The 23,147-nt window shown below is 42.8% G+C and carries 20 protein-coding genes, 1 other RNA gene and 1 pseudogene; 6 read left to right on the forward strand and 16 right to left on the reverse strand.

Going from position 1 to position 23,147, the window contains the following annotated elements; translation table 11 throughout:
* Window positions 1-56: 56 nt before the first annotated feature.
* Window positions 57-674, forward strand: a complete 618-nt coding sequence (locus NI470_RS05490; protein ID WP_253147910.1) for a regulatory protein RecX — start codon at window positions 57-59, stop codon at window positions 672-674.
* A gap of 212 nt (window positions 675-886) precedes the next feature.
* Here NI470_RS05490 and ffs read toward each other — a convergent pair.
* Window positions 887-983, reverse strand: an RNA gene (gene ffs / locus NI470_RS05495) — signal recognition particle sRNA small type.
* A 294-nt stretch (window positions 984-1,277) separates the two neighbouring features.
* Between ffs and NI470_RS05500 the strand changes: the two genes are divergently transcribed.
* Window positions 1,278-2,075 (forward strand): tol-pal system YbgF family protein, encoded by a 798-nt coding sequence (locus tag NI470_RS05500; RefSeq protein ID WP_253147909.1) that lies wholly within the window; start codon window positions 1,278-1,280, stop codon window positions 2,073-2,075.
* Window positions 2,076-2,135: 60 nt separating this feature from the next.
* On the opposite strand, the gene lpxA is transcribed toward NI470_RS05500, so the two are convergent.
* From lpxA to rimO, 12 genes are all read right to left on the reverse strand, one after another.
* Window positions 2,136-2,924, reverse strand: a complete 789-nt coding sequence (gene lpxA / locus NI470_RS05505) for an acyl-ACP--UDP-N-acetylglucosamine O-acyltransferase (RefSeq protein ID WP_253147908.1) — start codon at window positions 2,922-2,924, stop codon at window positions 2,136-2,138.
* On the reverse strand, window positions 2,921-3,406 hold the full coding sequence (gene fabZ, locus NI470_RS05510) for a 3-hydroxyacyl-ACP dehydratase FabZ (RefSeq protein ID WP_026055766.1): 486 nt from the start codon (window positions 3,404-3,406) through the stop codon (window positions 2,921-2,923). The genes lpxA and fabZ overlap by 4 nt, the downstream gene beginning before the upstream one ends.
* Before the next feature lie 5 nt (window positions 3,407-3,411).
* Complete coding sequence (lpxD, locus tag NI470_RS05515; RefSeq protein ID WP_253147907.1) at window positions 3,412-4,482, reverse strand: UDP-3-O-(3-hydroxymyristoyl)glucosamine N-acyltransferase; 1,071 nt, start codon at window positions 4,480-4,482, stop codon at window positions 3,412-3,414.
* A 3-nt stretch (window positions 4,483-4,485) separates the two neighbouring features.
* Entirely contained in the window at window positions 4,486-4,983 is a 498-nt protein-coding gene (locus NI470_RS05520; protein WP_219309551.1) for an OmpH/Skp family outer membrane protein, read from the reverse strand.
* An 80-nt stretch (window positions 4,984-5,063) separates the two neighbouring features.
* Window positions 5,064-7,574 (reverse strand): outer membrane protein assembly factor BamA, encoded by a 2,511-nt coding sequence (gene bamA / locus NI470_RS05525; RefSeq protein WP_253147906.1) that lies wholly within the window; start codon window positions 7,572-7,574, stop codon window positions 5,064-5,066.
* 39 nt (window positions 7,575-7,613) lie between these two features.
* The gene (gene rseP, locus NI470_RS05530; RefSeq protein WP_004646718.1) at window positions 7,614-8,969 is read right to left on the reverse strand and encodes an RIP metalloprotease RseP; all 1,356 of its coding nucleotides are present in this window, start codon (window positions 8,967-8,969) and stop codon (window positions 7,614-7,616) included.
* Between the two features lie 3 nt (window positions 8,970-8,972).
* Window positions 8,973-10,169: a 1-deoxy-D-xylulose-5-phosphate reductoisomerase gene (ispC, locus tag NI470_RS05535; RefSeq protein ID WP_224215727.1), complete on the reverse strand. Its 1,197-nt coding sequence runs from the start codon at window positions 10,167-10,169 to the stop codon at window positions 8,973-8,975.
* A complete protein-coding gene (locus tag NI470_RS05540) occupies window positions 10,170-10,994 on the reverse strand; it encodes a phosphatidate cytidylyltransferase (RefSeq protein ID WP_004646715.1) in 825 nt (274 codons plus the stop codon).
* Between the two features lie 3 nt (window positions 10,995-10,997).
* Window positions 10,998-11,750, reverse strand: coding sequence for a polyprenyl diphosphate synthase (uppS, locus tag NI470_RS05545; protein ID WP_005263065.1), 753 nt, complete (start codon window positions 11,748-11,750; stop codon window positions 10,998-11,000).
* Between the two features lie 7 nt (window positions 11,751-11,757).
* Window positions 11,758-12,312, reverse strand: a complete 555-nt coding sequence (frr, locus tag NI470_RS05550; protein ID WP_004279885.1) for a ribosome recycling factor — start codon at window positions 12,310-12,312, stop codon at window positions 11,758-11,760.
* Window positions 12,313-12,392: 80 nt separating this feature from the next.
* Complete coding sequence (gene pyrH, locus NI470_RS05555; RefSeq protein WP_004279886.1) at window positions 12,393-13,121, reverse strand: UMP kinase; 729 nt, start codon at window positions 13,119-13,121, stop codon at window positions 12,393-12,395.
* 46 nt (window positions 13,122-13,167) lie between these two features.
* A complete protein-coding gene (gene rimO, locus NI470_RS05560) occupies window positions 13,168-14,511 on the reverse strand; it encodes a 30S ribosomal protein S12 methylthiotransferase RimO (RefSeq protein ID WP_180087269.1) in 1,344 nt (447 codons plus the stop codon).
* Between the two features lie 341 nt (window positions 14,512-14,852).
* Here rimO and glnL point away from each other — a divergent pair, with 341 nt between their 5' ends.
* Window positions 14,853-15,962 (forward strand): nitrogen regulation protein NR(II), encoded by a 1,110-nt coding sequence (glnL, locus tag NI470_RS05565; RefSeq protein ID WP_005107202.1) that lies wholly within the window; start codon window positions 14,853-14,855, stop codon window positions 15,960-15,962.
* Window positions 15,949-17,424: a nitrogen regulation protein NR(I) gene (glnG, locus tag NI470_RS05570; protein WP_253147905.1), complete on the forward strand. Its 1,476-nt coding sequence runs from the start codon at window positions 15,949-15,951 to the stop codon at window positions 17,422-17,424. Before glnL ends, glnG begins: the two co-directional genes overlap by 14 nt.
* A 49-nt stretch (window positions 17,425-17,473) precedes the next feature.
* On the opposite strand, the gene NI470_RS05575 is transcribed toward glnG, so the two are convergent.
* From NI470_RS05575 to mnmG, 3 genes and pseudogenes are all read right to left on the reverse strand, one after another.
* On the reverse strand, window positions 17,474-17,800 hold the full coding sequence (locus NI470_RS05575) for a hypothetical protein (protein WP_004279890.1): 327 nt from the start codon (window positions 17,798-17,800) through the stop codon (window positions 17,474-17,476).
* A 133-nt stretch (window positions 17,801-17,933) separates the two neighbouring features.
* Window positions 17,934-19,140, reverse strand: a pseudogene (mhpT, locus tag NI470_RS05580) (3-(3-hydroxy-phenyl)propionate transporter MhpT).
* Window positions 19,141-19,454: 314 nt separating this feature from the next.
* Window positions 19,455-21,335, reverse strand: a complete 1,881-nt coding sequence (mnmG, locus tag NI470_RS05590) for a tRNA uridine-5-carboxymethylaminomethyl(34) synthesis enzyme MnmG (protein WP_253147903.1) — start codon at window positions 21,333-21,335, stop codon at window positions 19,455-19,457.
* A 254-nt stretch (window positions 21,336-21,589) separates the two neighbouring features.
* Here mnmG and NI470_RS05595 point away from each other — a divergent pair, with 254 nt between their 5' ends.
* Window positions 21,590-22,057, forward strand: a complete 468-nt coding sequence (locus NI470_RS05595; RefSeq protein ID WP_004279893.1) for a hypothetical protein — start codon at window positions 21,590-21,592, stop codon at window positions 22,055-22,057.
* A 144-nt stretch (window positions 22,058-22,201) separates the two neighbouring features.
* Complete coding sequence (locus tag NI470_RS05600; protein WP_224215723.1) at window positions 22,202-23,089, forward strand: bile acid:sodium symporter family protein; 888 nt, start codon at window positions 22,202-22,204, stop codon at window positions 23,087-23,089.
* Window positions 23,090-23,147 lie beyond the last annotated feature (58 nt).

A 23,147-nucleotide genomic window follows, 5' to 3' on the forward strand; every position in this document is an offset into this window, starting at 1 on the left:
CAGCGCCCTCCGGGGCGTTTTGTTATTATATAGGGAACGTAAAATCCGAGAGAATCATGTCAGACGTGAAATTCAGCAAACTGCTCGATTATGAAACTTTAAAACAGCAATTTGGTGATGCTGAAGATCAAGCTCAACCTGCAAAAACTGCGATCCAAGACGCTCCTGAATTTGATCCCGAAGAGCGTTTATTTTCCTCTACCCCAACTCAGGATGAGAAGAAACCGGGACTGACAGGCTCACGCTTACGTTCTTATGCCTTTGCCGTACTGACGCGCAAGGAATATTCCAAAGCCGAACTGATCGAGAAATTAAGCCTTTATGCAGAGCATCGTGATGAAGTCATTACCTTAGTGGAAGAGCTGTCCCGTGAGAACTATCAAAGTGATCAGCGTGTGGCGGAAACCATGTTGTCGAGTCAAAAGCGTAAAGGCAAAGGTCCCAATCAAATTAAAATGAAACTCAAGAGCAAAAAGATTGATACTGCTCTGATTTCAGAAGAACTCAAAGAAACCGACTGGGTTCAACAAGCCTATGAACTAAAAGTCAAAAAATATGGGACTGAGGTCAGTGAAGACCTGAAGCTCAAAGCCAAACAGATCCGTTTTCTAATGTATCGTGGTTTTGAAATGGATGCGATTATCAAGGCGATTAACCGTAAAGCAGAAGATTAATTCTTATCTTCTTTGAAAGTCTTAATGCACGTATAAGTATATTGGTTATTTATCCAATATTAGCTGCAAAATAAAGCACGACATAAAATAATAATGATCTGAATCATTAAAACAATAAGATAGTGCTGTTTGATGACATTGAAAAAGGAAGGATATTTGAGAATAGAAAACTGCGAATTCGCATTGTTATTATAATAAGAATATGGTGGCAACCCTACCAGCAAAGCTCCGGCACATCATAGTTCTATTACCGTTGCTACCTTCCGGTCCTGGCGGGGTTCATAGAGTACAATTGCGAAGTAACCAGCAGGGCTACCATTACAAAAACAGAGTATAGAGATTTTTAATCAAGTTGCAAGCCTTGTTCCGCAAAATAATCCCTCAAGCTATCCGTTTGATTATTTTAAAAACAATATTGATATTTCTGCTGATTTTTAAGGGATCTTCACAATCAATCCATCAACACTCAGATTCACATGATCTTTGTAAAACCTTGTTGCATTTTCTAAAAATGCCGTTTTTAATGTGTGCAATGTATATGAATGATCTACTTTGAAAAGATGAGCAGCGGATCCGCATCTCACAAAGAATTATGGAAATTTTATGATGTTTAAAAAGACCGTATTGTGTGTAGTGACAGCACTCTTTACCACACCTCTATTTGCCAATATTCCGATTGAATCGCGCGGCTTGAGCCAAGCTACAAATCAAACCACAGTAAATACCTCAGCGGCAATTGCGGCTGGTGCAACTCCAGCAGTTCAAACCAATACCAGCTGGCAAATCATGCAAAAGAACCAGCAGCTCGAGAATGACCTGCGGATTTTGCGCGGTAAAATGGAAGAACAGGAAAATGAGATTGAACGGCTCAAAAATGAACTGACTAATCGTTATGCCGATCTCGATCAGCGTCTTGAACTGTTGCAGCAAAAAATTGAACCTGCTGAAGACAATCCAACGGAGGAAAACCCACAGGATACTGCACCCAGCCTAAGCGCAAATAAGGTCAATACAGCAAGCAGCGGACAGCAACCTGCTGAGCTGGAAAAAGCCGCTTATACCGTGGCTTTAGATGCTTATAAAAATGGCGGTGCAGCCAAAGCCATTGCCCCGATGCAAAACTTTATTAAAAACAATCCGAATAGCGTTTATATCAGCAATGCTTATTTCTGGTTAGCGGAATTCAATCTGGCGATTGACCCACCAAAATTTGCTGAAGCGAAACGTAATTATCTGATTGTCGTTGACCGCTATCCAAATTCTGCGAAAGCCTCCACTGCCCTGTATCAGCTTTATAACATCAGCAAAGATGTTGAAAAGAATGCTACGCTTGCTTCGCAATACAAAACAAAGCTATTGAAGAATTATCCGAAAGCTGAGGAAATTAAATTTCTTAAGTAAAATAGAAATTCCCAAAATAAAAAAGACACCTTCAGGTGTCTTTTTTATTATATTAAACTTTTAGCGCACAATACCACGTTTCGACTGTTCAAGAGAATCGATTAAACGCTGTACCTCAGCCACTTCAGGCAAAATTCCTGTACGGATCTGCTCGATTGCTTCCTGAGTCGTTAAACCTGATTTATAAATCAGTTTAAAGGCATCACGTAAACCGCTGATTACGGTCTTTGACCAGCCTTTACGACGCATACCTTCAATGTTCATAGCAAATGCATGCGCAGGATTACCTGAAACCATTACATAGGCCGGTACATCTTTCAGAATCAGTGATGCCCCACCAATCATGCTATAAGAATCAATCTTACAGAATTGATGAATGCCCGAGTTTCCGCCAATGACGACGTAGTCCCCGACATGGACATGTCCAGCCACACCGACGTTATTAGCAAAGATATTATAATCTCCGACCATACAGTCATGTGCAATATGCGTATTCACCATGAGCAGGTTATGACTACCGATCTTGGTCAGGCTCCGGTCCTGAACCGTGCCACGATGCAGACTGCAATGCTCACGAATCTTGTTGTGATCGCCAATCTCAAGCCAGGTTTCTTCACCGGCATACTTAAGATCCTGACACACCTCACCTACACTGGCGAACTGGAAAATTTCATTATATTCACCTATACGCGTATAGCCACCCACCACCACGTGTGAATGAAGTTTGCTACCCGCACCAATAGTGACATTTGGCCCGATAATACAATATGGGCCAATTTCTACATCAGCAGCAATGACTGCTGACGGGTCAATAATGGCAGTTGGATGAATAAGGGGATTATTGCTCATGCCTGCTCGACTTTTTGATGCGAAACCATAATTTCCGCGGTTGTTGCGACGACGCCATCTACAGTGGCAATACAATTATATTTGTAAATGCCCCGCTTTTGCATCACTAATTCAGATTTTAAAACCAATTGGTCACCTGCAACCACCTGTTTTTTAAATCTAACTTTTTCCGCACCGGCAAACAGGAACAAAGAACCTTCACTTGGTACTTCGTTATTCATCACAAAACCCAGAATTCCAGAGATTTGTGCCAGTGCCTCAACAATCAGTACACCTGGCATAATTGGATAATTCGGAAAATGGCCTTGTAAAAACTCTTCATTAATTGAGACGTTTTTATAACCAACAATGCCATTATCGGTAATTTCGACGACGCGATCAACCAATAAAAATGGATAGCGATGGGGCAAATATTCACGAATCTTTTGAATATTCATTGGCAATTCAGGCTTAGTGAATGTAGGCAAATTCGACTCTGTCATCATAATTATTTACGCAACTTAAATGTTGATTCAATGGACTCAATCTGAGATTGCATATGATCTAGTCGTTTGATCACCTGGGTCAATGGCACATCTGCTAATTGTCTGAGGCGAACCACGGTACGTTTCCATTTCTGGTTTTCAAACAGACCAATCCCGGATGAATATTTTCCAGCTTCAGAAATATTATTTGTCACCATTGACATTCCGGTCAACGTCACATTATCGGCAATATTCAAGTGTCCAGAAATCGCAGAGGCTCCACCAATGATACAGTTTTTGCCAATTGAAACACTTCCTGCAACGGCAGTTTTTGCAGCAATCGCGGTATGTGCACCAATTTTAACGTTATGCGCGATTTGCACAAGATTATCAATGATCACACCCTGTTGCAAAATCGTATCATCCAGTGCACCACGGTCTACGCTACAATTTGACCCAATACGCACATCATCCTCAATGTATACAGAACCTAATTGCGCAATACGGTGCCATTTACCCTGATAAGGTGCAAAACCAAACCCTTCGCTACCAATCACGCTATTGGCATGAATGCGCACCCGATTACCAATTTTTGCTGCGCCGGTGAGGGTCACATGTGAGTCAATAAAACAGTCCTGACCGATCTCGACATCATCATCGATCTGCACATGCGCCTGAACAATCGTATTCGCACCCACGACACAATGCTCACCAATCACCACATAATGACCAATATAAGCATCGTCCGCAATCACTGCCGACGGGTGAATTTGAGCAGTACTCTCAATGCCGCGCTGGCGATGTTTTTTCTCAAAGACATGCGTCAGAATCGCGAAAGCCAGATAGGGATTTGCCACAACAATAAAGTTTTGATGTGAAGTTATCTGTTGTTTTAGTTCAGCCGTGACAATTAAAGCACCTGCCTGACTTTGATTGGCCTGCTCTACATATTTATCGGCATTCACAAATGCCAGATCGTGTGAAGTTGCCTGTTCAAGACTGGCCAAAGCACTCAAACGTAAATCTGTCTGACCTATGCACTCGCCCTGAACCAGGCGAGCGAGATCAGCTAACTGAAGCTGTTGATGATTCATTGATTATTTAATTGCATTAACCTTTTGAATCATTTTATCAGTTAAATCATATTTAGCATCATAAGCAAGCGCTGAATTTTTATTTAAAACCACATCCAGGTTGTTTTCTCTACGCAATTGTTCAGCAATTTGCTTTACACGTGCATCAAATACAATTCGGATCTGCTGAATCGAGCTTTGGACATTCGTCTGTACAGATTGTTGTAACTGATTTAATTCTTGCAACTTAGCCTGATATTGCGCAGACATTTTCTGTTTTTCAGTCTCACTGAGCTTAGTGTTGGATTGAGCACGTTGCTGCAAAGCTTCCAGCTCTTTGCTGAGTTGTTCAATTTTAGTGGTTTGTGGCTGAATTTTTTGCTGAAATATCGTGTTTTGTTGTTTTAGATAGGTACTACCTTCAACCACACGCTCCAAGTCAATTACCCCCATACTTGCCGCTTGAGTTAAAGGTGCAACACTTGCCAAAGCCAGGCTCATTGCCATAATCATTTTTTTCATATTCTTACTCATTCAAAAAAATTTGCTCACAAAACCTGCAGGCTTTATGAGCAAAATTTAGTTTCTAGGTCAAAACGATTTTAGAAAGTACGTCCAATTTCAAACTGGATATTTTGAGTATCATCCCCATCTTTATCATTCAATGGGTATGCATAGCTAAGTGATAATGGCCCAATCATGGTAATCCAGGTGAAACCTGCACCCACGCTATAGCGCATATTATCTGCATCGAAACCGAAGTTATCTTTACAGTACTGCTTTCCATTTACTGAAGTGCCATTAACGAAAATATTTTCATTTGATACATCACATTGGATATCAAACACTTGTGCACCTTCAGCAAAGATGACTGGACGAACCTGACGTGCCCAATCCCCTTTAAATGGTACTGGAAGCACTAATTCGGTACCAAATTGAATTAGTGCATTACCACCTACTTCCTCAGGAGAAGGATCCGTTTGACCTGTATCAGAGAAATATACACCTGGATATTTAGGACCTAATGTACTATTTTCATAACCACGAACCGAACCAAAACCACCTGCATAGAAATTCTTGTAGAATGGCAAGTCATTACCATAACCCAACTTACCATAACCGCGCAGGACAAAATCTTTGCCTAATGGGAAAAATGCCTGAGCGTCATAAGTGACTTTTTGATACTCGACATCACTACCTGGCAAGGCAATTTCAGCATTGACACGATGTGACATACCCGTTGTCGGGAACATCGGTCTATTTAAGGTATTATAAGACCAACCTAAATTAAGGTTATAAGTCAAAAAATCACCCTGGAATTCTTGACCATATGGAACTGGATTAGGGCAAGGCTGGTAACCAGTAACATTCCCAGCAGAATCTTTAATTGGAACTAATGCTTGAGGACAATACTCACCACTTTTTGTTTCTTTTCCGCCATTACGTTCCAAATAATCAGCAACATAAGTCGACACATATGGACCAGTGGTCACATCGGTCTGATCAATGTTCAGGCCTAGGCTAACACTCTGGTTTTCATCAATTGGATAACCAAAGTTAATCCCACCACCGAAACTGTCTGTCACATAGTTATTGACGTTATAATCATCATCCAGCTTGGTTTTACGGTAATACATGTTATAGCCGCGACGCACACCATCAATGGTGAAGTACGGGTCCATCACGCTCAAGTTATAATAATCTTGGGTTTCAGAACGCGACAAATCGATTGAAACACTATTACCTGTACCCAGGAAGTTGGTCTGACTTAAACCTGCCTGGAAAGTTACACCACCGCTTTGTGAGAAACCAACTGCAAGAGTACTGGTCCCTGAATGCTGCTCTTCAACGGCAACATTCAAGTCCACCTGATCTGGTGCACCCGGAATACGTGCAGGTTTGATATCGACAGTTTTAAAGAACCCGGTACGCTCCAGACGGACCTTAGACAGGTCAATCTTTTCATTACTAGCAAGTGCACCTTCCATTTGGCGCATTTCACGACGTAGTACTTCATCTGCAGTTTTCGTATTACCAGTGAAATTAATACGTCGCACCGTGACTTGCTGACCCGGATTAATATAATAATTTAGATCAACCAGTTTGGTTTCGTTGTTAATTTGAGGAACAATATTGACTTCTGCATAGTAATAACCTGCATTACCATACTTACGCTGCAATAACTGCTTAACCGCGTTGACTTTTTCCTGCGAATAAATTTCGCCTTCTTTGAAAATTTGTAAAGCCTGTAATTCTTCAGTCTTATAAAGTGCATCACCTAAATATTTGGTTTGACCAAATTTAAATTGTTCGCCTTCATCCACAGAAACTTCGATGAAAACATTCTTTTTATCTTCACTCAAGTTCAGACTGGAATTGGTAATATTAAAATTGATATAACCGCGATTCAGATACATGGCACGCAAAGCTTCTAGGCTCGCCGCCATCTTTTCACGTGCATAACGGTCATTACGCGAAATGACCGAACTCCAGCCACTTTCTTTTACGGCAAAGGCCTGCTTGATATCAGACTCTTTAAATACGGTATTCCCGATAATATTGATATCGAAAACTTTAGCCGCTTTACCTTCAATAAAATCAATCAGCAATTCAACACGGTTATTTGGTCGAGGCGTCGTGGTGACCGTAATATCGGCATCATAACGACCTTGCTGCATGTATTGCTGTTCAAGTTCAGTTTCAATGGTTTGCAGTGCTGATTTTTTCAGCACTTCGCCTTCAGCCAGACCCATTTTTTTCAGGCCTTCTTCAAGTGCTTCCTTAGGAATCAGCTTATTGCCTTTCAATTCGATTTTCGAAATGACCGGGCGTTCAACAACTTGGAAAACCAAGGTATTGCCCTGCTGAACGGCTTTAATGTCATCAAACAGGCCTGATGCATACATGCTACGAATTGCATTGGCAATGACTGGATCATTGACCCGATCACCACTGTTAATCGGCACTAGGCCATACACATTGTCAGGAGTTAAACGTACTAATCCATCAAATTTTATATCTTGTACAATGAATTCATCTGCTGCATATACTTGTTGTGCTACTGCCATTGCACTAACGAGTGCCAGAGGCATAAATAAATGTGTGTGCTGCATGCCAGTCTTTTCCGCTGTTAATTTATTCCATTTACGTTGTTATAAACGCATAAAATCATTAAATAATGCCAGAAGCATCATACTGCCGAGCAGTACCATACCAATTTTTAGTCCAACCAATTGTATTTGTTCGGAAACAGGTTTACCACGAATTAATTCAACAAAATAGTAAACCAGATGTCCGCCATCAAGCATTGGAATGGGTAGTAGATTTAATATTCCTAAACTTACACTCATTAGCGCCATAAAGGAAATAAAAGTTTCCCAGCCCATTTCTGCGCTTTGTCCTGCCACTTTGGCGATGGTAATTGGACCTGATAAATTATCCAGGCCAATCAGGCCACGTACCATTTTGACAATCGAGTTCAGAATCATCGAAGATAAATGTGCTGTTTTATCAAACGCCATTACCAGTGCTTCGCCTGGCGAGTAATGAATGGTCTGTTTATATTCTGCAGGAATATTCAGTTTACCCGGATCGCTTTGTACGCCCAGCATACCGGTCACATTGCCCATATTGTCACGTTTGCCTTGCGGCATGACTTCTAGCTGAACCACCTGATTTTCGCGTAGAACATCCATTTTGAGTAATTTTTCTGGAGATGCCTGTACCACCTGCACCACATCAAACCAGTCTTTCATCTGAACGCCGTCAATAGCCAGGATCTTGTCGCCTTCTTTCAAACCTTGACGGATGGCTGCACCATCTTCACTCAGCTTGCTGATCACTGCCGGAATTTCCGGCCGATAAGGCAAGAAACCCAGGCTTTCTAGTGGCGATTGACTTTGATCTTTTAAATAGTTTTGAATCGGCAACTGGAACAATTTGTTTTCACCAGCGCGATCTGCCTGAATAGAAACCACACCAGTTTCACCAACACGATCCACCAAGGCATAACTGAGTTTTTCCCAGGTTTCCACCTGAGTACCATCCACAGCTACAATTTTGTCGCCCGGCTGCATTTGTACGGTTGCAGCAGGCGTATTTGGTAAAATTTTGCCTACACGGGTATTGAGCTGTTCTTGTGCCGGTAAAAACAGCACCCAGAACAGAAGAACTGCAAAAATCAGGTTGATCAATGGACCCGCTGCCACAATGGCGATCCGTTTCCACGGATGCTGACGATTAAAAGCTTTGGGTAAGTCCTCTTCAGCGACATTACCTTCACGTTCATCCAGCATCTTGACATAGCCACCCAAAGGCAAGGCAGACAATTGATACTGAATTCCGGATTTTTTCGAGGTCCATTTTAATAATGTTGGTCCAAATCCAATGGAATAAACCAATACTTTAACGCCCAGTTTACGCGCCACAATATAGTGACCGAACTCGTGAATCGCAATTAAGGGACCGAGTAAGAGAATTGCAGCGGCAATCATAAACAAGGCATTCATATCTTAACTTCCTTTATTCACAACGTATTGCTGTGATAAACCTCGTGCCATTTGATCTGCTTGCAAGATAGCTTCCAGATCATGTGCAGGTTGATTGTCCATCTGATTTAGGACGTGCTCAACTACCTGAGGAATTTGGGTAAATCTGATCTGTTGATTTAAAAATGCAGCAACTGCAATTTCATTGGCCGCATTTAAAATCGTAGGTGCAATTCCGCCACTCTGCATGGCCTGACGGGCCAATTTTAATGCAGGGAAACGGAGCATGTCCGGTTCTTGAAAATTAAGTTGTGAATGCATAAACAGATCCAGTGGCGCCACATGCGTACTGATACGCTCAGGCCATGCCAAAGCATGTGCAATAGGCGTGCCCATATCTGGATTACCCATTTGTGCCAAAGTCGAACCATCAACGTATTGAACCATGGAGTGAATAATACTCTGTGGATGCACAACAACTGTAACAAATTGTTCTTGAACTGCAAACAAATGGCAGGCTTCGATCAATTCTAAACCTTTATTCATCAAGGTAGCAGAATCGACTGAAATTTTTTGACCCATGGACCAGTTAGGATGCTTGCAAGCTTGGGCAGGTGTGACCTCTTCAAGTTGCTGCATGCTATGGTTCAGAAACGGCCCACCTGACGCGGTCAGCAGAATCTGGGATACACCCAGTTTGGGCTTGCCATGACGCTCTGCCTCAAAATAATGCTGTGGCAGACATTGGAAAATCGCGTTATGTTCAGAGTCAACGGGAAGCAGTAATGCCCCATGATCGCGCGCTGCCTGCATCATGATGTCACCCGACATCACCAAAGCTTCTTTATTGGCCAACAGTACGCGTTTACCCGCTTTCACAGCAGCCAATGTCGGCAATAATCCTGCAGCACCAACGATTGCTGCCATCACAATATCAACATCAGCGTGTTCAGCCACAGCAATTAAACCGGCTTCATCTTGCAGAATTTCAATATTAGCCAAATGATGTTGCTGGAGTCGTTTTGAGAGTTCATCTACTTTTTCAGCCGGCACCACCGCCACTTTAGGACGGTATTGCCGGCAAATTTCAACCAGCTCCTCGATACGACTTTGCGCGGTCACAGCAAAAACCGAGTATGCTTCAGGATGTCGCTGCAAGATTTTTAAAGTACTTTGACCAATGGAACCTGTAGCACCCAGTATACAAACTGCTTGTGACATTTATAAATCTACACCAATAAGTTTTAAAACAGCCATACCTGCTGCAAAGATTGGAGCTGCAGCAAGCAAAGAATCAATACGATCCAGTACTCCGCCATGTCCTGGCAAAATTCGACCTGAATCCTTAATACCGGCACGACGTTTGATCATGGATTCAAACAGGTCACCCAGTACCGAACTAAATACTGTAACCACAGAGAGAATCAGGAATAAAATCAGTTCTGGCCAGGTCATATCCAGATAAAGTAAGGCAACTGCCGTTACAATCAGCATTGAAGTAACAATACCACCATACAGCCCTTCTACGGATTTATTAGGACTAACATTCGGCGCCAACTTTTTCTTGCCAAATTTACGACCCACAAAATACGCACCACTATCTGCGCCCCATACCAGTAAAAACAGGTACATCAGCCACCACGGTGAACTTTGCCAGACAGAGAAAATTGCAGTAACCGCAGCAGAGATCAGAACTACGCCGATTCCGTGCAGGCTGGCGTTGTACCAGCCATCATATTCAGGATAGGTTTTAACCCAGTAAATGCTGAGCAACCAAGTAATTATAGAAGCCACCCATAACAATAAGGCAACTTCGGCAAAATACAATGCCAAAGCTGAAAGTGCTGCAGTGAGCACTCCATATCCCCAAGCAACAGGTTTGATGACATATTTAAATTTTCGCGGCATGAGTTTAAACCACTCATAACCGGCCACCCCAGCAGCAAGAACCATCAATACAAACATTGGATAATGTGATTCAGTAGCAAACATACAGCTCAGTACAACTGCTACCAACACCAATGCGGTTATAATCCGCTCAAACATGTATTAATTCTCAAGTTTTTCCTGATGAATCTGTTCTGATGTTTTACCAAAACGACGTTCACGCCCACCAAATACGGCAAGTGCATCATCAAGTTCTTCAACGGTAAATTCTGGCCATAGCGTCTCAGTGAAATAAAGCTCTGCATAGGCTGCCTGCCATAACAGGAAATTCGAAAGACGGAAATCTCCACCCGTACGAATCAGCAGATCAACTGCAGGTAAATCACCGAGGCTGACATATTGACCAAATACATCAGTATTAATTGCATCAAGATCTAATTTATTTGTTAAAACATCGCTAGCAATTCGCTGTGCAGCTTGTGCCATATCCCACATACCACCATAACTGATTGCAATAGTGAGTGTCATACTATTGAAATTAGCAGTCCTTTGTTCGGCATGCAACATAAGCCCCTGTAATTCTGGGGACAAACGGCTGCGATCACCAATAAAGCGTAAGGCAATATTGAATTTTTCCATGCGGGGTAATTGTTCATGAATGGTATCAACCAGCAATTTCATGAGCAATTCAACTTCAAACTGTGGACGATTCCAGTTTTCACTGGAAAAGGCAAATACAGTTAAAGCCTGGATATTTCTTTTTTTACAGTGTTCAACAATCGGATCCAGAACCGTTTTTCCTTCACGGTGTCCATCACCTTTCTGCATCTGATTTTTTTTGGCAAAACGATTGTTGCCATCCATGATGATGGCAACATGTTTCGGAAGACGGGGATTTTCTTCAGCAACGGTCATCGATGAATTAGACCTTCATCAATTCAGCTTCTTTCGCAGCCAAGCGCTTGTCAACTTCAGCAACAAATTTGTCAGTAATTTTCTGGATTTCGTCAGCAGCACGACGCTCTTCGTCTTCAGAAATTTCTTTTTCTTTCAACAAAGCTTTGATATCGCCCAATACATCACGACGAATGTTACGGATCGCTACTTTGGCATTTTCTGCTTCATTACGCGCAACTTTTTGCATGTCACGACGCGTTTCTTCAGTCAACGCAGCCATCGGTACACGAATCGCATCTGCTGTAATTGGGTTTAGACCCAAATCAGATTCACGAATCGCTTTATCAATTGCAGAAACCATTGAACGTTCGAAAGGCTGGATTAACAAAGTACGTGAATCTTCAACACCTACGTTTGCCACCTGGTTCAATGGAACGTCTGAACCATAGTAAGAAACCATCACGTTATTTAAAATTGATGGATGCGCACGACCGGTACGAACTTTTGCAAAACCATGCTCTAGAGATTCTAGAGTTTTGTTCATACGGTCTTCGCTGTCTTTTTTAAGATCGTTAATCATATGATCTTCCTTACTTAATTCTTGAAAAGAGGTTATTACTAAATTAGCGTGTAGTATAAAGTGCTTTGGTGCTCACGTCATTAATTGGTAACGTGAGTCCCTTCTTTTTCACCCATCACAACGGAAAGCAATGCGCCAGATTTATTCATATCGAATACTTGTAGCGGCACGTTGTGATCACGACATAAACAGATTGCAGTTAAGTCCATTACACCCAGCTTTTCGTCCAGAACCTGGTCAAAAGTCAATGTGTCATATTTAACCGCATCATCATATTTGCTTGGATCTTTGTTATATACGCCATCAACTTTGGTCGCTTTCAAAATCAAGTCTGATTCGATTTCGATACCACGTAAACAGGCAGCAGTATCTGTCGTAAAGAACGGATTACCTGTACCTGCCACGAATACACACACTTCACCCTGAGTCAGGTGACGGATCGCATCACGGCTTGAGTAAGACTCAACTACAGCACCAATCGGCAATGCAGACATTAAACGGGTTTTAATATTACGGCGCACCAAAGCGTCGCGAAGTGCCAAACCGTTCATGACTGTTGCCAGCATACCCATCTGGTCGCCAGTTACACGGCCAACCAGACCATCTTTTTGTAGCTGGCTACCGCGATACAGGTTACCACCACCCACAACAATACCTACTTGTACGCCTAAACCCACGAGGTGCGCAATAGAAAGTGACATCTGATCGAGCACTTGTGCATCGATCCCCATGTCTTTATTGCCTGCCAGCGCCTCACCAGAAAGCTTTAACAGGATGCGACCAAAGCGTGGCTTTTTAGAATCCAACATCATCAAACTCCAAAGTATTCAATTTAAATTTTTTTAATTCAAAATCTTAAGCAGACTTGACTGAAATGAGTTTTGCATACAGATCGTATTCATCTGCATCAGTAATTTCGACTTCAAGTAAATCCCCCGCCTTGATGACGCTTTTATCGATATCTTCAACAAAAACATTGCCATCAATTTCAGGTGCATCTGCATAAGAACGCGCAACCGCTACCGGGAATTCATCTTCCAGGTCATCTACCAGCACAGTCATGGTTTGACCGATACGTTTTTGGAGTTTGGCTGCTGAGATTTCTTGCTGAACCTGCATGAAACGCTCATAACGCTCTTGTTTAATTTCTTCAGGAACGTGATCTGGCAAATCATTTGCTGTCGCACCTTCAACTGGCGAATAGGTAAAACATCCCACACGATCCAGCTGGGCTTCTTTCAGCCAGTCCAGTAACATCTGGAAGTCTTCTTCAGTTTCACCCGGGAAGCCCACCACAAATGTTGAACGCAACACCAGATCAGGACATTTCTCGCGCCAGATTTTCAAACGCTCCAGTGTATTTTCACTGTGCGCAGGTCGTTTCATCAGTTTGAGAATTTTTGGACTCGCGTGCTGGAATGGAATATCCAGATAAGGCAGGATTTTGCCTTGTGCCATCAGGTCAATCACAGCATCCACATGCGGATATGGGTAAACATAGTGCAAACGTACCCAGATTCCCAACTGACCCAATGCTTCACACATGTCATAGAATTTGGTTTTAACCGGCTGACCATTCCAGAAATCCAGCTTGTATTTCGTGTCCAGGCCATAAGCAGAAGTATCCTGGGAGATCACGAGTACTTCTTTTACACCAGCACGTTTCAGCGCTGCAGCTTCTTCAAGCACAGAACCAACTGGACGTGAAACCAGATCGCCACGCATGCTTGGAATAATACAGAAGGTACAACGATGGTTGCAGCCTTCAGATATTTTCAGATAAGCATAGTGTTTTGGCGTCAGGCGGATGCCTTGCTCTGGAACCAGATCAATAAATGGATTGTGTTTTGGCGGCTCAGGTACGTATTGATGAACCGCATCCATAACTTCTTTATATGCCGCTGCACCTGTCACTTTCAGGACATTGGGATGCATTTGGCGAATCTTGTCTTCGTCTTTACCTAGACAACCTGTTACGATCACGCGACCATTCGCGCTCATCGCCTCACCAATCGCATCTAGCGATTCTTGCACTGCGGATTCAATGAAACCACAGGTATTTACTACAACTAAATCAGCACCGTCATAATCCGAAGCGACGTCATAACCTTCAGTCTTTAACTGGGTTAAAATACGTTCAGAATCTACCAATGCCTTAGGACAACCTAAAGATACAAAACCGACTTTGGGGGACTTCATGAATTTTCGCTCTACTAGAATGCGCGTATTGTATGTCTTTTCGCATCATAAAAATAGTTGAAAACCTGACTCTTTGCATCATGCACTAAAATATTGCCATAAAATATTCAACATACCCACTCATGCACCAAAATGAATCATTTTAGATTTACAGCCTCAATTTAATCCGCTATATCTAAGATGAATTGTGTTGCTCTGTCACATTTCTGCATTTCATCGCAATAAATAATCTCTCGTCATAAAAGTTGGCGTGCATCTTGCATCAAATCAGAACTTAAAATTGATTAAATTGCTTTATGAAGATGCCATTGCGCCATTTTAATACAGGAACAAACCCGCGAATGGATCAAATTATTCCGATCGACTATCGTGCTTTAGTGGACAATATGACCACGTGTATCTTATTGATAGACCGCGATCTTAATATTTATTATCTGAATTCTGCCTGTGAAGCCTTATTTGATGTGAGCTTATTCCGCGCGAGCGGCACATCCGTACTCAATATTCTGCAAAACCCGACAGATGAGTTCAATACCGAAGAAGCCCTGAATAATACTTTAACTACGGGACAACCTTATACACGCCGCGAAGCCACTATTCTGGTCAACTTTAAAGACATTCATGTTGACTACACTGTTTCTCAGCTAAATCTGGGCAAACCTTATCATCCGCTACTGCTCATCGAACTCAATCCTCGCGATCGCATGTTAAAAATCTCGCGTGAAGAAAATCTGCTGCAACAGCATCAGGTAGCGCGTCAGCTGATTCGCGGTGTTGCGCATGAAATCAAGAATCCCTTGGGTGGCATTCGCGGGGCGACTCAACTCCTGGCACGCAGTTTGAATGATCCACAATACAAAGAATTTACCGACATTATTATTAGCGAAGTGGATCGACTCAGAAATCTGGCCGATACCATGCTCGGTTCACGCCAGCTTCCGAGCTATGAACTGGTCAATGTGCATGAACCTCTGGAACGGGTGCGTTCACTGATTGCCAATCAGACCAAAAAGAAAATCAAGATTACCCGGGATTACGACCTGTCCTTACCGGAAGTTCTGGCAGACCGCGACCAATTGATTCAGGTCATTTTGAATATTTGCGCCAATGCCGTACAGGCCATGACCGAGAACAAGGAGTTCTTTGTCGAACATCAACCGGAACTGATTTTAAGAACCCGGATTCAGCGTCTCTTTACCATTAACGGGGTGATTCACCGCTCTGTAGTAAGGATTGATATTGAAGACAACGGTCCAGGTGTGCCGGAAGAGATTATCGAATCGGTGTTTTATCCGCTGGTCACCAGTCGCGCAAAAGGTACCGGACTGGGCCTCAGTATTGCTCAAAATATTATTCATCAGCACAACGGCATGATCGAGTGTCAGTCCGTGGCTGGAAAAACCGTCTTTAGCTTATATTTACCTTGGGAGTCGAATCATGTCGCGAAATAAAATATGGGTGATTGATGACGATCGCGCCATGCGCTGGGTACTGGAAAAGACCTTTAAAGAGGAAGGTCTGGATGTGACCAGTTTTGAAGAAGCACAATCTGCACTAGACCAACTGAGTCTGGAAGCACCCGATGTGATTTTGACCGATATCCGCATGCCGGGTATTGATGGACTTACCTTCCTGGGCAAGGTTAAACACAGTTATCCTGACCTACCTGTCATTATTATGACGGCGCATTCAGACTTAGAATCGGCTGTTTCTAGCTATCAAACTGGTGCTTTTGAATATCTGCCTAAGCCTTTTGATATTGATGAAGCATTGGCACTGGTGAATCGTGCGATTTTACATATCACCAAGCTACAGCAACAAGAATCGGCAAAAGCGGCTCCACCGATTCAATCTACCGAGATTATTGGTGAATCACCTGCGATGCAGGAAGTGTTTCGTGCCATTGGCCGTTTATCACAATCGCATATTACTGTATTGATTAATGGTGAGTCTGGTACAGGTAAAGAACTAGTAGCGCATGCCCTGCATCGTCATTCACCACGCAGTTCAAAACCTTTTATTGCCCTCAATATGGCAGCGATTCCCAAAGACCTGATCGAAACTGAACTCTTCGGCCATGAGAAAGGTGCATTTACCGGTGCCAACACTCAGCGTCAGGGTCGTTTTGAACAGGCTAATGGTGGCACACTGTTTTTAGATGAAATTGGCGATATGCCATTTGAGACCCAGACCCGTTTACTGCGTGTACTCGCAGATGGTGAATTTTACCGAGTTGGCGGTCATATTCCGGTTAAGGTCGATGTGCGTATCGTGGCAGCAACACATCAGGATCTGGAAAAACTGGTTCATGATGGTCGTTTCCGTGAAGACTTGTATCATCGACTGAATGTAATTCGTATTCATATTCCAAAACTGGCACATCGCAGTGAAGATATTCCGATGCTGGCGCAGCATTTTCTGGCGCGTGCCGGAAAGGAACTTGGGGTCAATCCAAAGATTCTGCGTCCTGAAACTCAGGAATATATGCAAAAATTGCCATGGCAAGGTAACGTGCGTCAACTTGAGAACACCTGTCGCTGGCTGACTGTCATGATCACAGGTCGTGAAGTCTATCCGGAAGACTTGCCACCTGAGCTGAAACAGATTCCAATTCATCAGCAGGATCCAGGCGCGCCAATTCCAACGCTGAACCAGATCGCACCGCATCACTGGGATGAATTACTGGGTCAATGGGCGATGCAGAAACTCAAAAATGGTGAAATGAAACTTCTGGATATTGCCACTCCGATGTTTGAACGCACCTTGATTAATGCAGCCTTGCAACAAACCCGTGGCCGTAAACGTCATGCCGCAGAGCTTCTAGGTTGGGGTCGCAATACTTTAACGCGCAAGCTTAAAGAATTGGGCATGGATACTACGGATGATGAAATCGAAGAAGAAATAGAAAGTTAATCTTTCCATATAAAAAAGCGCCGATTGGCGCTTTTTTATTGATGATGATCTATGCAGTAAAACCCACATAGCGGAAATACCCATCTATGCCCAGATCAGACTTATAGATCAGATAATTTGAATAAGTCGCTTGGGTGATTTCATCCAGCATATTCACCTGATCATCATTGGCATGCAAATCATCTACAGAACGCGGCATGCTGTGCTCGAATTCATCGGTCATATATTCAAAGCCAATATCCATGGCAATAAACAGGGTATGTTCACAAGGTTGCACATATTGCTCTTCTGCCCAATCAATCACGTTGTGCTGACAATGCGGACAAGCAATATTATCGGTGGCCTGAATCGAGAGTGGAATAAGTTGATAAGCCATATAAAAATCAATCTGTTTACTATCCGTATATTTTAGCAAATTTTATGGACTGACTTTATTCAATTAAAAACCTCGACGATAAAAAAAGGAATCTTCAGATTCCCTTTTTGTATTGACAGATATCAATGATCAATTACTTATGAGCAGCCTTATAACGTGATAGTGCGGTGACAGCTACTGCCGATACGACCACTGCTGGCAAACTTGCCACAAGAATGCCCGTCGTTCCCAAACCTAATGCCAGAATTTTTCCAGTTAATAATGGTCCAGTCATCGCCCCTAAACGCCCTAAAGAGATCGCACTGCCCACGCCTGTCACTTTGCCTGCGCCTGAGTAAAAAATCGGTGAGATCCCATATAGAATAAATTGACCACCCGTAGAGAAAATGCCACCCATGACTCCCGCCAAAATTAATAACGGAATAGAAGTTGTGGTGAATAACAATACCAAGGCAACAAACAAGCCACTATAAATGATGGTCGCCATTTGCCAAAGCTTTAAACGATCCAGTAAATAACCTAGGCTCAGGGTTCCAATGACAGCGCCCACCTGGAACACCAACATCACCAAAAATGCCTGCTGTTTCTGCAAACCTTGTTCCATAAGTAAATTTGGCAACCAGCTAATCAAAATATAATTGATCATCAAGGTAAAAAAGAAGCCAACCCAAAGAGGCACTGTATTTTTATACTGTCGCTGCTTGAACAACACCTCAGCCATTCCCGGCACAGCTTCGCCAGAAACCGGTACTTCCGCATTCACTTTAGGCTTATCTTTAAGAATAAATGCCATCAATGGAATCAGTGCTAAAGGCGTTAATCCCCCAATCAGGAACAAGGTTTGCCATTGAATCTCCGGAAGCAACATGGCCAGACCGGCAACAAAGATCGCCCCTACCGGCAAACCACAATACATCAGACTATTTAGCTTGCCACGGTTGGCTTCCGTTGCTTCATCACCGACGACTGAAATCATGGTTGGCATTGCCGCACCTAAACCCAAACCAGTAAAGAAACGCGCTGCATATAAAACTTCGATGCTTGGCACAATTGCAGTCAACGACATGAACAGACCAAAAATAGTCACAGAAAGCATTAGGACTTTCTTTTGTCCTAGATAATCTGCAATACGTCCGCCAAAGAATGCGCCAAACAGCATTCCAAAGACACCCAGACTAAATACATAGCCCATTTGGATTTGATCTAAACCCAAAGCTTGCTGCAATTCCTTTCGCCGCAATCCCGGGAGCTTGAAGGTCAAAACCTTCAAAAAATGCGACCCAGAAACATAAGAATATCGTTAATATTTTTTGGGCTTTTTCGCTGTATGACTGTGCCATGACTGATCTCCATCAATAATTCACAAACCGTTTGATAGTCTGACGATCCGTTGCATTATTCTTAACCTAATCTTGATAGAGAAATAGCACGACAATAGTCGGGTTTAAGCACATCAGCATGTGTAAATATCATCTAAATTAGACCTAAAAGATTGTATTTATAGACTTAATACATCTTAATAATATTTATTATATATATTTATCAATAACTTAATTTAATAGTAGTTATTTTTAATTCAACGATAGTCAAAACTTATACAAAACTACAAGCCGATAAAAAGCCCGCTTAACGCGGACTTTTCTAGCGCAAAATCTTAAGCAGATTTCTTTGCCTGTGCATTCTTACGAATTGTAATCATCACCAGTTGAACTGCTGCAGGCGTTACACCCGGAATGCGACTGGCTTGCGCCAATGTTTCAGGACGAACATCTTTCAGTTTCAGAGTAATTTCACGGGACAAACCCGACACGATGTCATAATCGAAATCTGCAGGAATACGGGTTTCTTCCAGACGTTTCATTTGTGCCACATCTTCATGCTGACGGTTAATATAACCCGCATATTTCACTGCAATTTCAATTTGCTCACCAACAAATGGGGATACTTCAGAATTGGTTAATTCGGCAATTTGAGCAAATGAAATGTTTGGACGTTTTAGAAGATCAATCGCCGAACATTCTTTAGACAGGTCTGCACCGGTCATCTCAACGAATTTCTTACCCATTGGGTTATTTGGTGCGGCCCACAAGTGTTGCAAACGGCCTGTTTCTTTTTCCACTGCTTCCATTTTCTCACAGTACACTGCCCAACGCACGTCATCCACCAGACCCATTTCACGACCAATGGCTGTTAAACGCTGATCTGCGTTATCTTCACGCAGCATCAAACGGTATTCGGCACGTGAGGTAAACATGCGGTACGGTTCTTTGGTACCGAGTGTGATCAGGTCATCAACCAGTACGCCCATGTACGCTTCATCACGTTTTGGCGTCCATTGCTCCTGATCCCAAGCACGGCGTGCAGCGTTCAAGCCTGCAAGCAAACCCTGCGCACCCGCTTCTTCATAACCGGTTGTACCGTTGATTTGACCGGCGAAATACAAGTTATTAATTGCTTTGGTTTCAAGGGTAAATTTCAACGCTTGTGGGTTGAAGTAATCGTATTCAATGGCATAGCCCGGACGAAGAATGTGCGCATTTTCCATACCACGGATCGAGCGAACCAGTTCAAACTGAACGTCGAACGGTAAAGAAGTCGAAATACCATTTGGATAAAGCTCATGTGTATCCAAGCCTTCAGGCTCCAAGAAGACTTGGTGAGAATCTTTATCGGCAAAACGGTGAATCTTATCTTCAATCGATGGGCAATAACGTGGTCCAACACCTTCGATCACACCCGTGTACATCGGTGAACGGTCTAAACCGCCACGAATGATTTCATGCGTGCGTTCATTGGTATGCGTGATATAGCAATTTACCTGCTCAGGATGCATAGACACATCCCCCATGAATGACATGGTCGGAGATGGGAAATCACCCGGCTGTGGTGTCATCACAGAGAAATCCACTGAACGCGCGTCAATACGTGGTGGTGTACCTGTTTTTAAACGACCTACTGGCAAGTTTAATTCACGCAAACGATGTGCAAGTGAAATAGATGGCGGATCACCAGCACGACCACCGCTAGATTTCTCCAGACCAACGTGGATGACACCACCTAAGAATGTACCTGCTGTCAGCACCACAGTTTTCGCATCAAAACGGATACCCATTTGGGTAACCACACCTTTAACAGTATCGCCTTCAACAATCAGGTCATCTGCGGCTTGCTGAAAAATATCAAGGTTTGCTTGGTTTTCTAATGTTTCGCGAATAGCCGCTTTATAACGTACACGGTCCGCCTGCGCACGTGTTGCACGTACTGCAGCACCTTTACGCGAGTTCAAAATACGGAATTGAATACCGCCTTTATCGGCAGCCAGTGCCATCGCACCGCCCAAGGCATCAATTTCACGCACCAAATGCGATTTACCAATACCACCGATGGCCGGGTTACAACTCATCTGCCCTAAAGTCTCAATGTTATGAGTTAAGAGTAAAGTCTGTCGACCCATACGCGCTGCAGCCAGAGCCGCTTCCGTACCGGCGTGACCGCCACCGATAACAATGACATCGTATACTTTAGGATAATGCATAGTGGTAATTGAGAGATAAAAAAGAATAGCTGAGCATTATAGCAAATTTCACTCTAAAGTAGACAAATTCAGTTGAATTTATCCTGAGATAAATCGCACTTAACTCGCATAACAATAAAGCACTGTAATTTAACTTTGCAGAGGAACTATATAAATTAAACATATAAGCTGAGAAATTTACTCGATTTGCATTGTTTAATCTCGCGTATTTTTTAATCTATATGTTGGTTACATTACAAACAAAGGTATAAAAGATGAATAAGAATATTTTCCTCTCAACCGTTCTATGTGGTTTATGTTTTGCACCATTTGCTGCATCAGCGAATGATAAGGTAGAAACCATTTATAATGCACAAAAGTACCAACAGGTTTGTAAAGGCAAATCCCAAGGTGCACAAGTCAGTTTTGCCTATCGCGGCATTATCTGGAATGGTACCTGTGAGCCGCAGTTTTTTGCTTCATCCAAAAATGCTTCAATCAAAGGCGATGAAGCCGAACTCATGAGTACCTGTAGCGGCAACAGTGGTGCGACTACTGCCACCATCAATGGTGCCGAAGTCAAAGGTAAATGTGCATTAGGCTTTATGCCACCACGCCCTCAGGGACAATCTCAGATGCAAAGCCAACCGATGCAGCCACATATGCAAAACCAGCCTATGCAGCATCAGATGAACCAGCCAGCACAGCCTGATTCACCAATGCAAGGCCAGCCAGGTATGTAGCCGATATATATCTAAATAGTTTAGATTTCAAGTAAAAGCTTTGACGGGCAAAGTGATTGCATTTTGCCCGTTTTTTATTGCTTATTTATTCATCTAGGCTAAACTGGAAATATACCTATAAATGCATAATAAAAAGGCAAATTCATGGATTCGGGGTTTTTTAGCGTTTTTTTGCCAATTACATTGGCAATTATGATGATGGGGCTGGGGCTAGAACTCACTATCAAAGATTTCCTGCGCTTAAGTCGCTATCCTAAAGTCATTTTTATTACTTTATTTGCGCAGTTAGTCCTATTACCCAGCGTTGCTTTTTTTATTTGTCTGATTTTGGACTTGCCCGCTTTGCTTGCTGTAGGTCTGATGTTGCTAGCCGCCTCACCTGGTGGCCCAACCGCGAACCTATTTAGCTACATATATAAAGGTGATGTGGCACTGAATATTACTTTAACCGCCATTAATACCATCATCTCTATTTTTACCCTGCCCTTTATTATCAATCTGTCCTTACACTACTTTATGAGTCATGACTCAAACGTGACTTTTCCAGTTGAAAAGATTATGCAGGTCTTTTTAATTACCTTGATTCCCGTGATCATGGGTATGCTGCTTCGGGCCAAATTTCCAAACCTGTCAATTACTGTCAGCAGGCCCATGCGCTTACTCTCTATCGGTTTTCTAACCATCCTATTGATATTCGCCATTTTCAGAGAACGTTCGAATTTGGTCGAATACTTTGCCAATATTGGTGCAGCAACTGCGATTTTATGTTTTTCCAGCCTGTTTATTGGCTATTGCATTCCTTTACTCATGGGTATCCCAGAGAAAATGGCACGCGCCTGTACCTTTGAAATTGGCATTCATAACACTGCCATTGCGCTGACGATTGCGATATCGGTCTTAAATAATGTCACGATGGCTATTCCTGCAGGCATTTATACAATTTTCATGTACAGTTTCGCCACTATTTTCGGTGTGCTGATTAGTCGCCAGCAAGTGGTGTATAGCAATAAAAGTCGTTTATCAGATTTGTAATTTATTTGGCTGATTCTGCTATAAGGCTGTATGCTTTTCCAAAGAAAATCAGAAGTAT

The sequence above is a fragment of the Acinetobacter lwoffii genome (genome assembly GCF_024129115.1).
GTDB classification, from domain to species: domain Bacteria; phylum Pseudomonadota; class Gammaproteobacteria; order Pseudomonadales; family Moraxellaceae; genus Acinetobacter; species Acinetobacter lwoffii_T.

Bases quoted from the DNA above. Each gene is read 5' to 3' on its own strand.
- NI470_RS05490 (WP_253147910.1), top strand. From the start codon at position 57: ATGTCAGACGTGAAATTCAGCAAACTGCTCGATTATGAAACTTTAAAA.
- NI470_RS05500 (WP_253147909.1), top strand. From the start codon at position 1,278: ATGATGTTTAAAAAGACCGTATTGTGTGTAGTGACAGCACTCTTTACC.
- lpxA (WP_253147908.1), bottom strand. From the start codon at position 2,924: ATGAGCAATAATCCCCTTATTCATCCAACTGCCATTATTGACCCGTCA.
- fabZ (WP_026055766.1), bottom strand. From the start codon at position 3,406: ATGACAGAGTCGAATTTGCCTACATTCACTAAGCCTGAATTGCCAATG.
- lpxD (WP_253147907.1), bottom strand. From the start codon at position 4,482: ATGAATCATCAACAGCTTCAGTTAGCTGATCTCGCTCGCCTGGTTCAG.
- NI470_RS05520 (WP_219309551.1), bottom strand. From the start codon at position 4,983: ATGAAAAAAATGATTATGGCAATGAGCCTGGCTTTGGCAAGTGTTGCA.
- bamA (WP_253147906.1), bottom strand. From the start codon at position 7,574: ATGCAGCACACACATTTATTTATGCCTCTGGCACTCGTTAGTGCAATG.
- rseP (WP_004646718.1), bottom strand. From the start codon at position 8,969: ATGAATGCCTTGTTTATGATTGCCGCTGCAATTCTCTTACTCGGTCCC.
- ispC (WP_224215727.1), bottom strand. From the start codon at position 10,169: ATGTCACAAGCAGTTTGTATACTGGGTGCTACAGGTTCCATTGGTCAA.
- NI470_RS05540 (WP_004646715.1), bottom strand. From the start codon at position 10,994: ATGTTTGAGCGGATTATAACCGCATTGGTGTTGGTAGCAGTTGTACTG.
- uppS (WP_005263065.1), bottom strand. From the start codon at position 11,750: ATGACCGTTGCTGAAGAAAATCCCCGTCTTCCGAAACATGTTGCCATC.
- frr (WP_004279885.1), bottom strand. From the start codon at position 12,312: ATGATTAACGATCTTAAAAAAGACAGCGAAGACCGTATGAACAAAACT.
- pyrH (WP_004279886.1), bottom strand. From the start codon at position 13,121: ATGTTGGATTCTAAAAAGCCACGCTTTGGTCGCATCCTGTTAAAGCTT.
- rimO (WP_180087269.1), bottom strand. From the start codon at position 14,511: ATGAAGTCCCCCAAAGTCGGTTTTGTATCTTTAGGTTGTCCTAAGGCA.
- glnL (WP_005107202.1), top strand. From the start codon at position 14,853: ATGGATCAAATTATTCCGATCGACTATCGTGCTTTAGTGGACAATATG.
- glnG (WP_253147905.1), top strand. From the start codon at position 15,949: ATGTCGCGAAATAAAATATGGGTGATTGATGACGATCGCGCCATGCGC.
- NI470_RS05575 (WP_004279890.1), bottom strand. From the start codon at position 17,800: ATGGCTTATCAACTTATTCCACTCTCGATTCAGGCCACCGATAATATT.
- mnmG (WP_253147903.1), bottom strand. From the start codon at position 21,335: ATGCATTATCCTAAAGTATACGATGTCATTGTTATCGGTGGCGGTCAC.
- NI470_RS05595 (WP_004279893.1), top strand. From the start codon at position 21,590: ATGAATAAGAATATTTTCCTCTCAACCGTTCTATGTGGTTTATGTTTT.
- NI470_RS05600 (WP_224215723.1), top strand. From the start codon at position 22,202: ATGGATTCGGGGTTTTTTAGCGTTTTTTTGCCAATTACATTGGCAATT.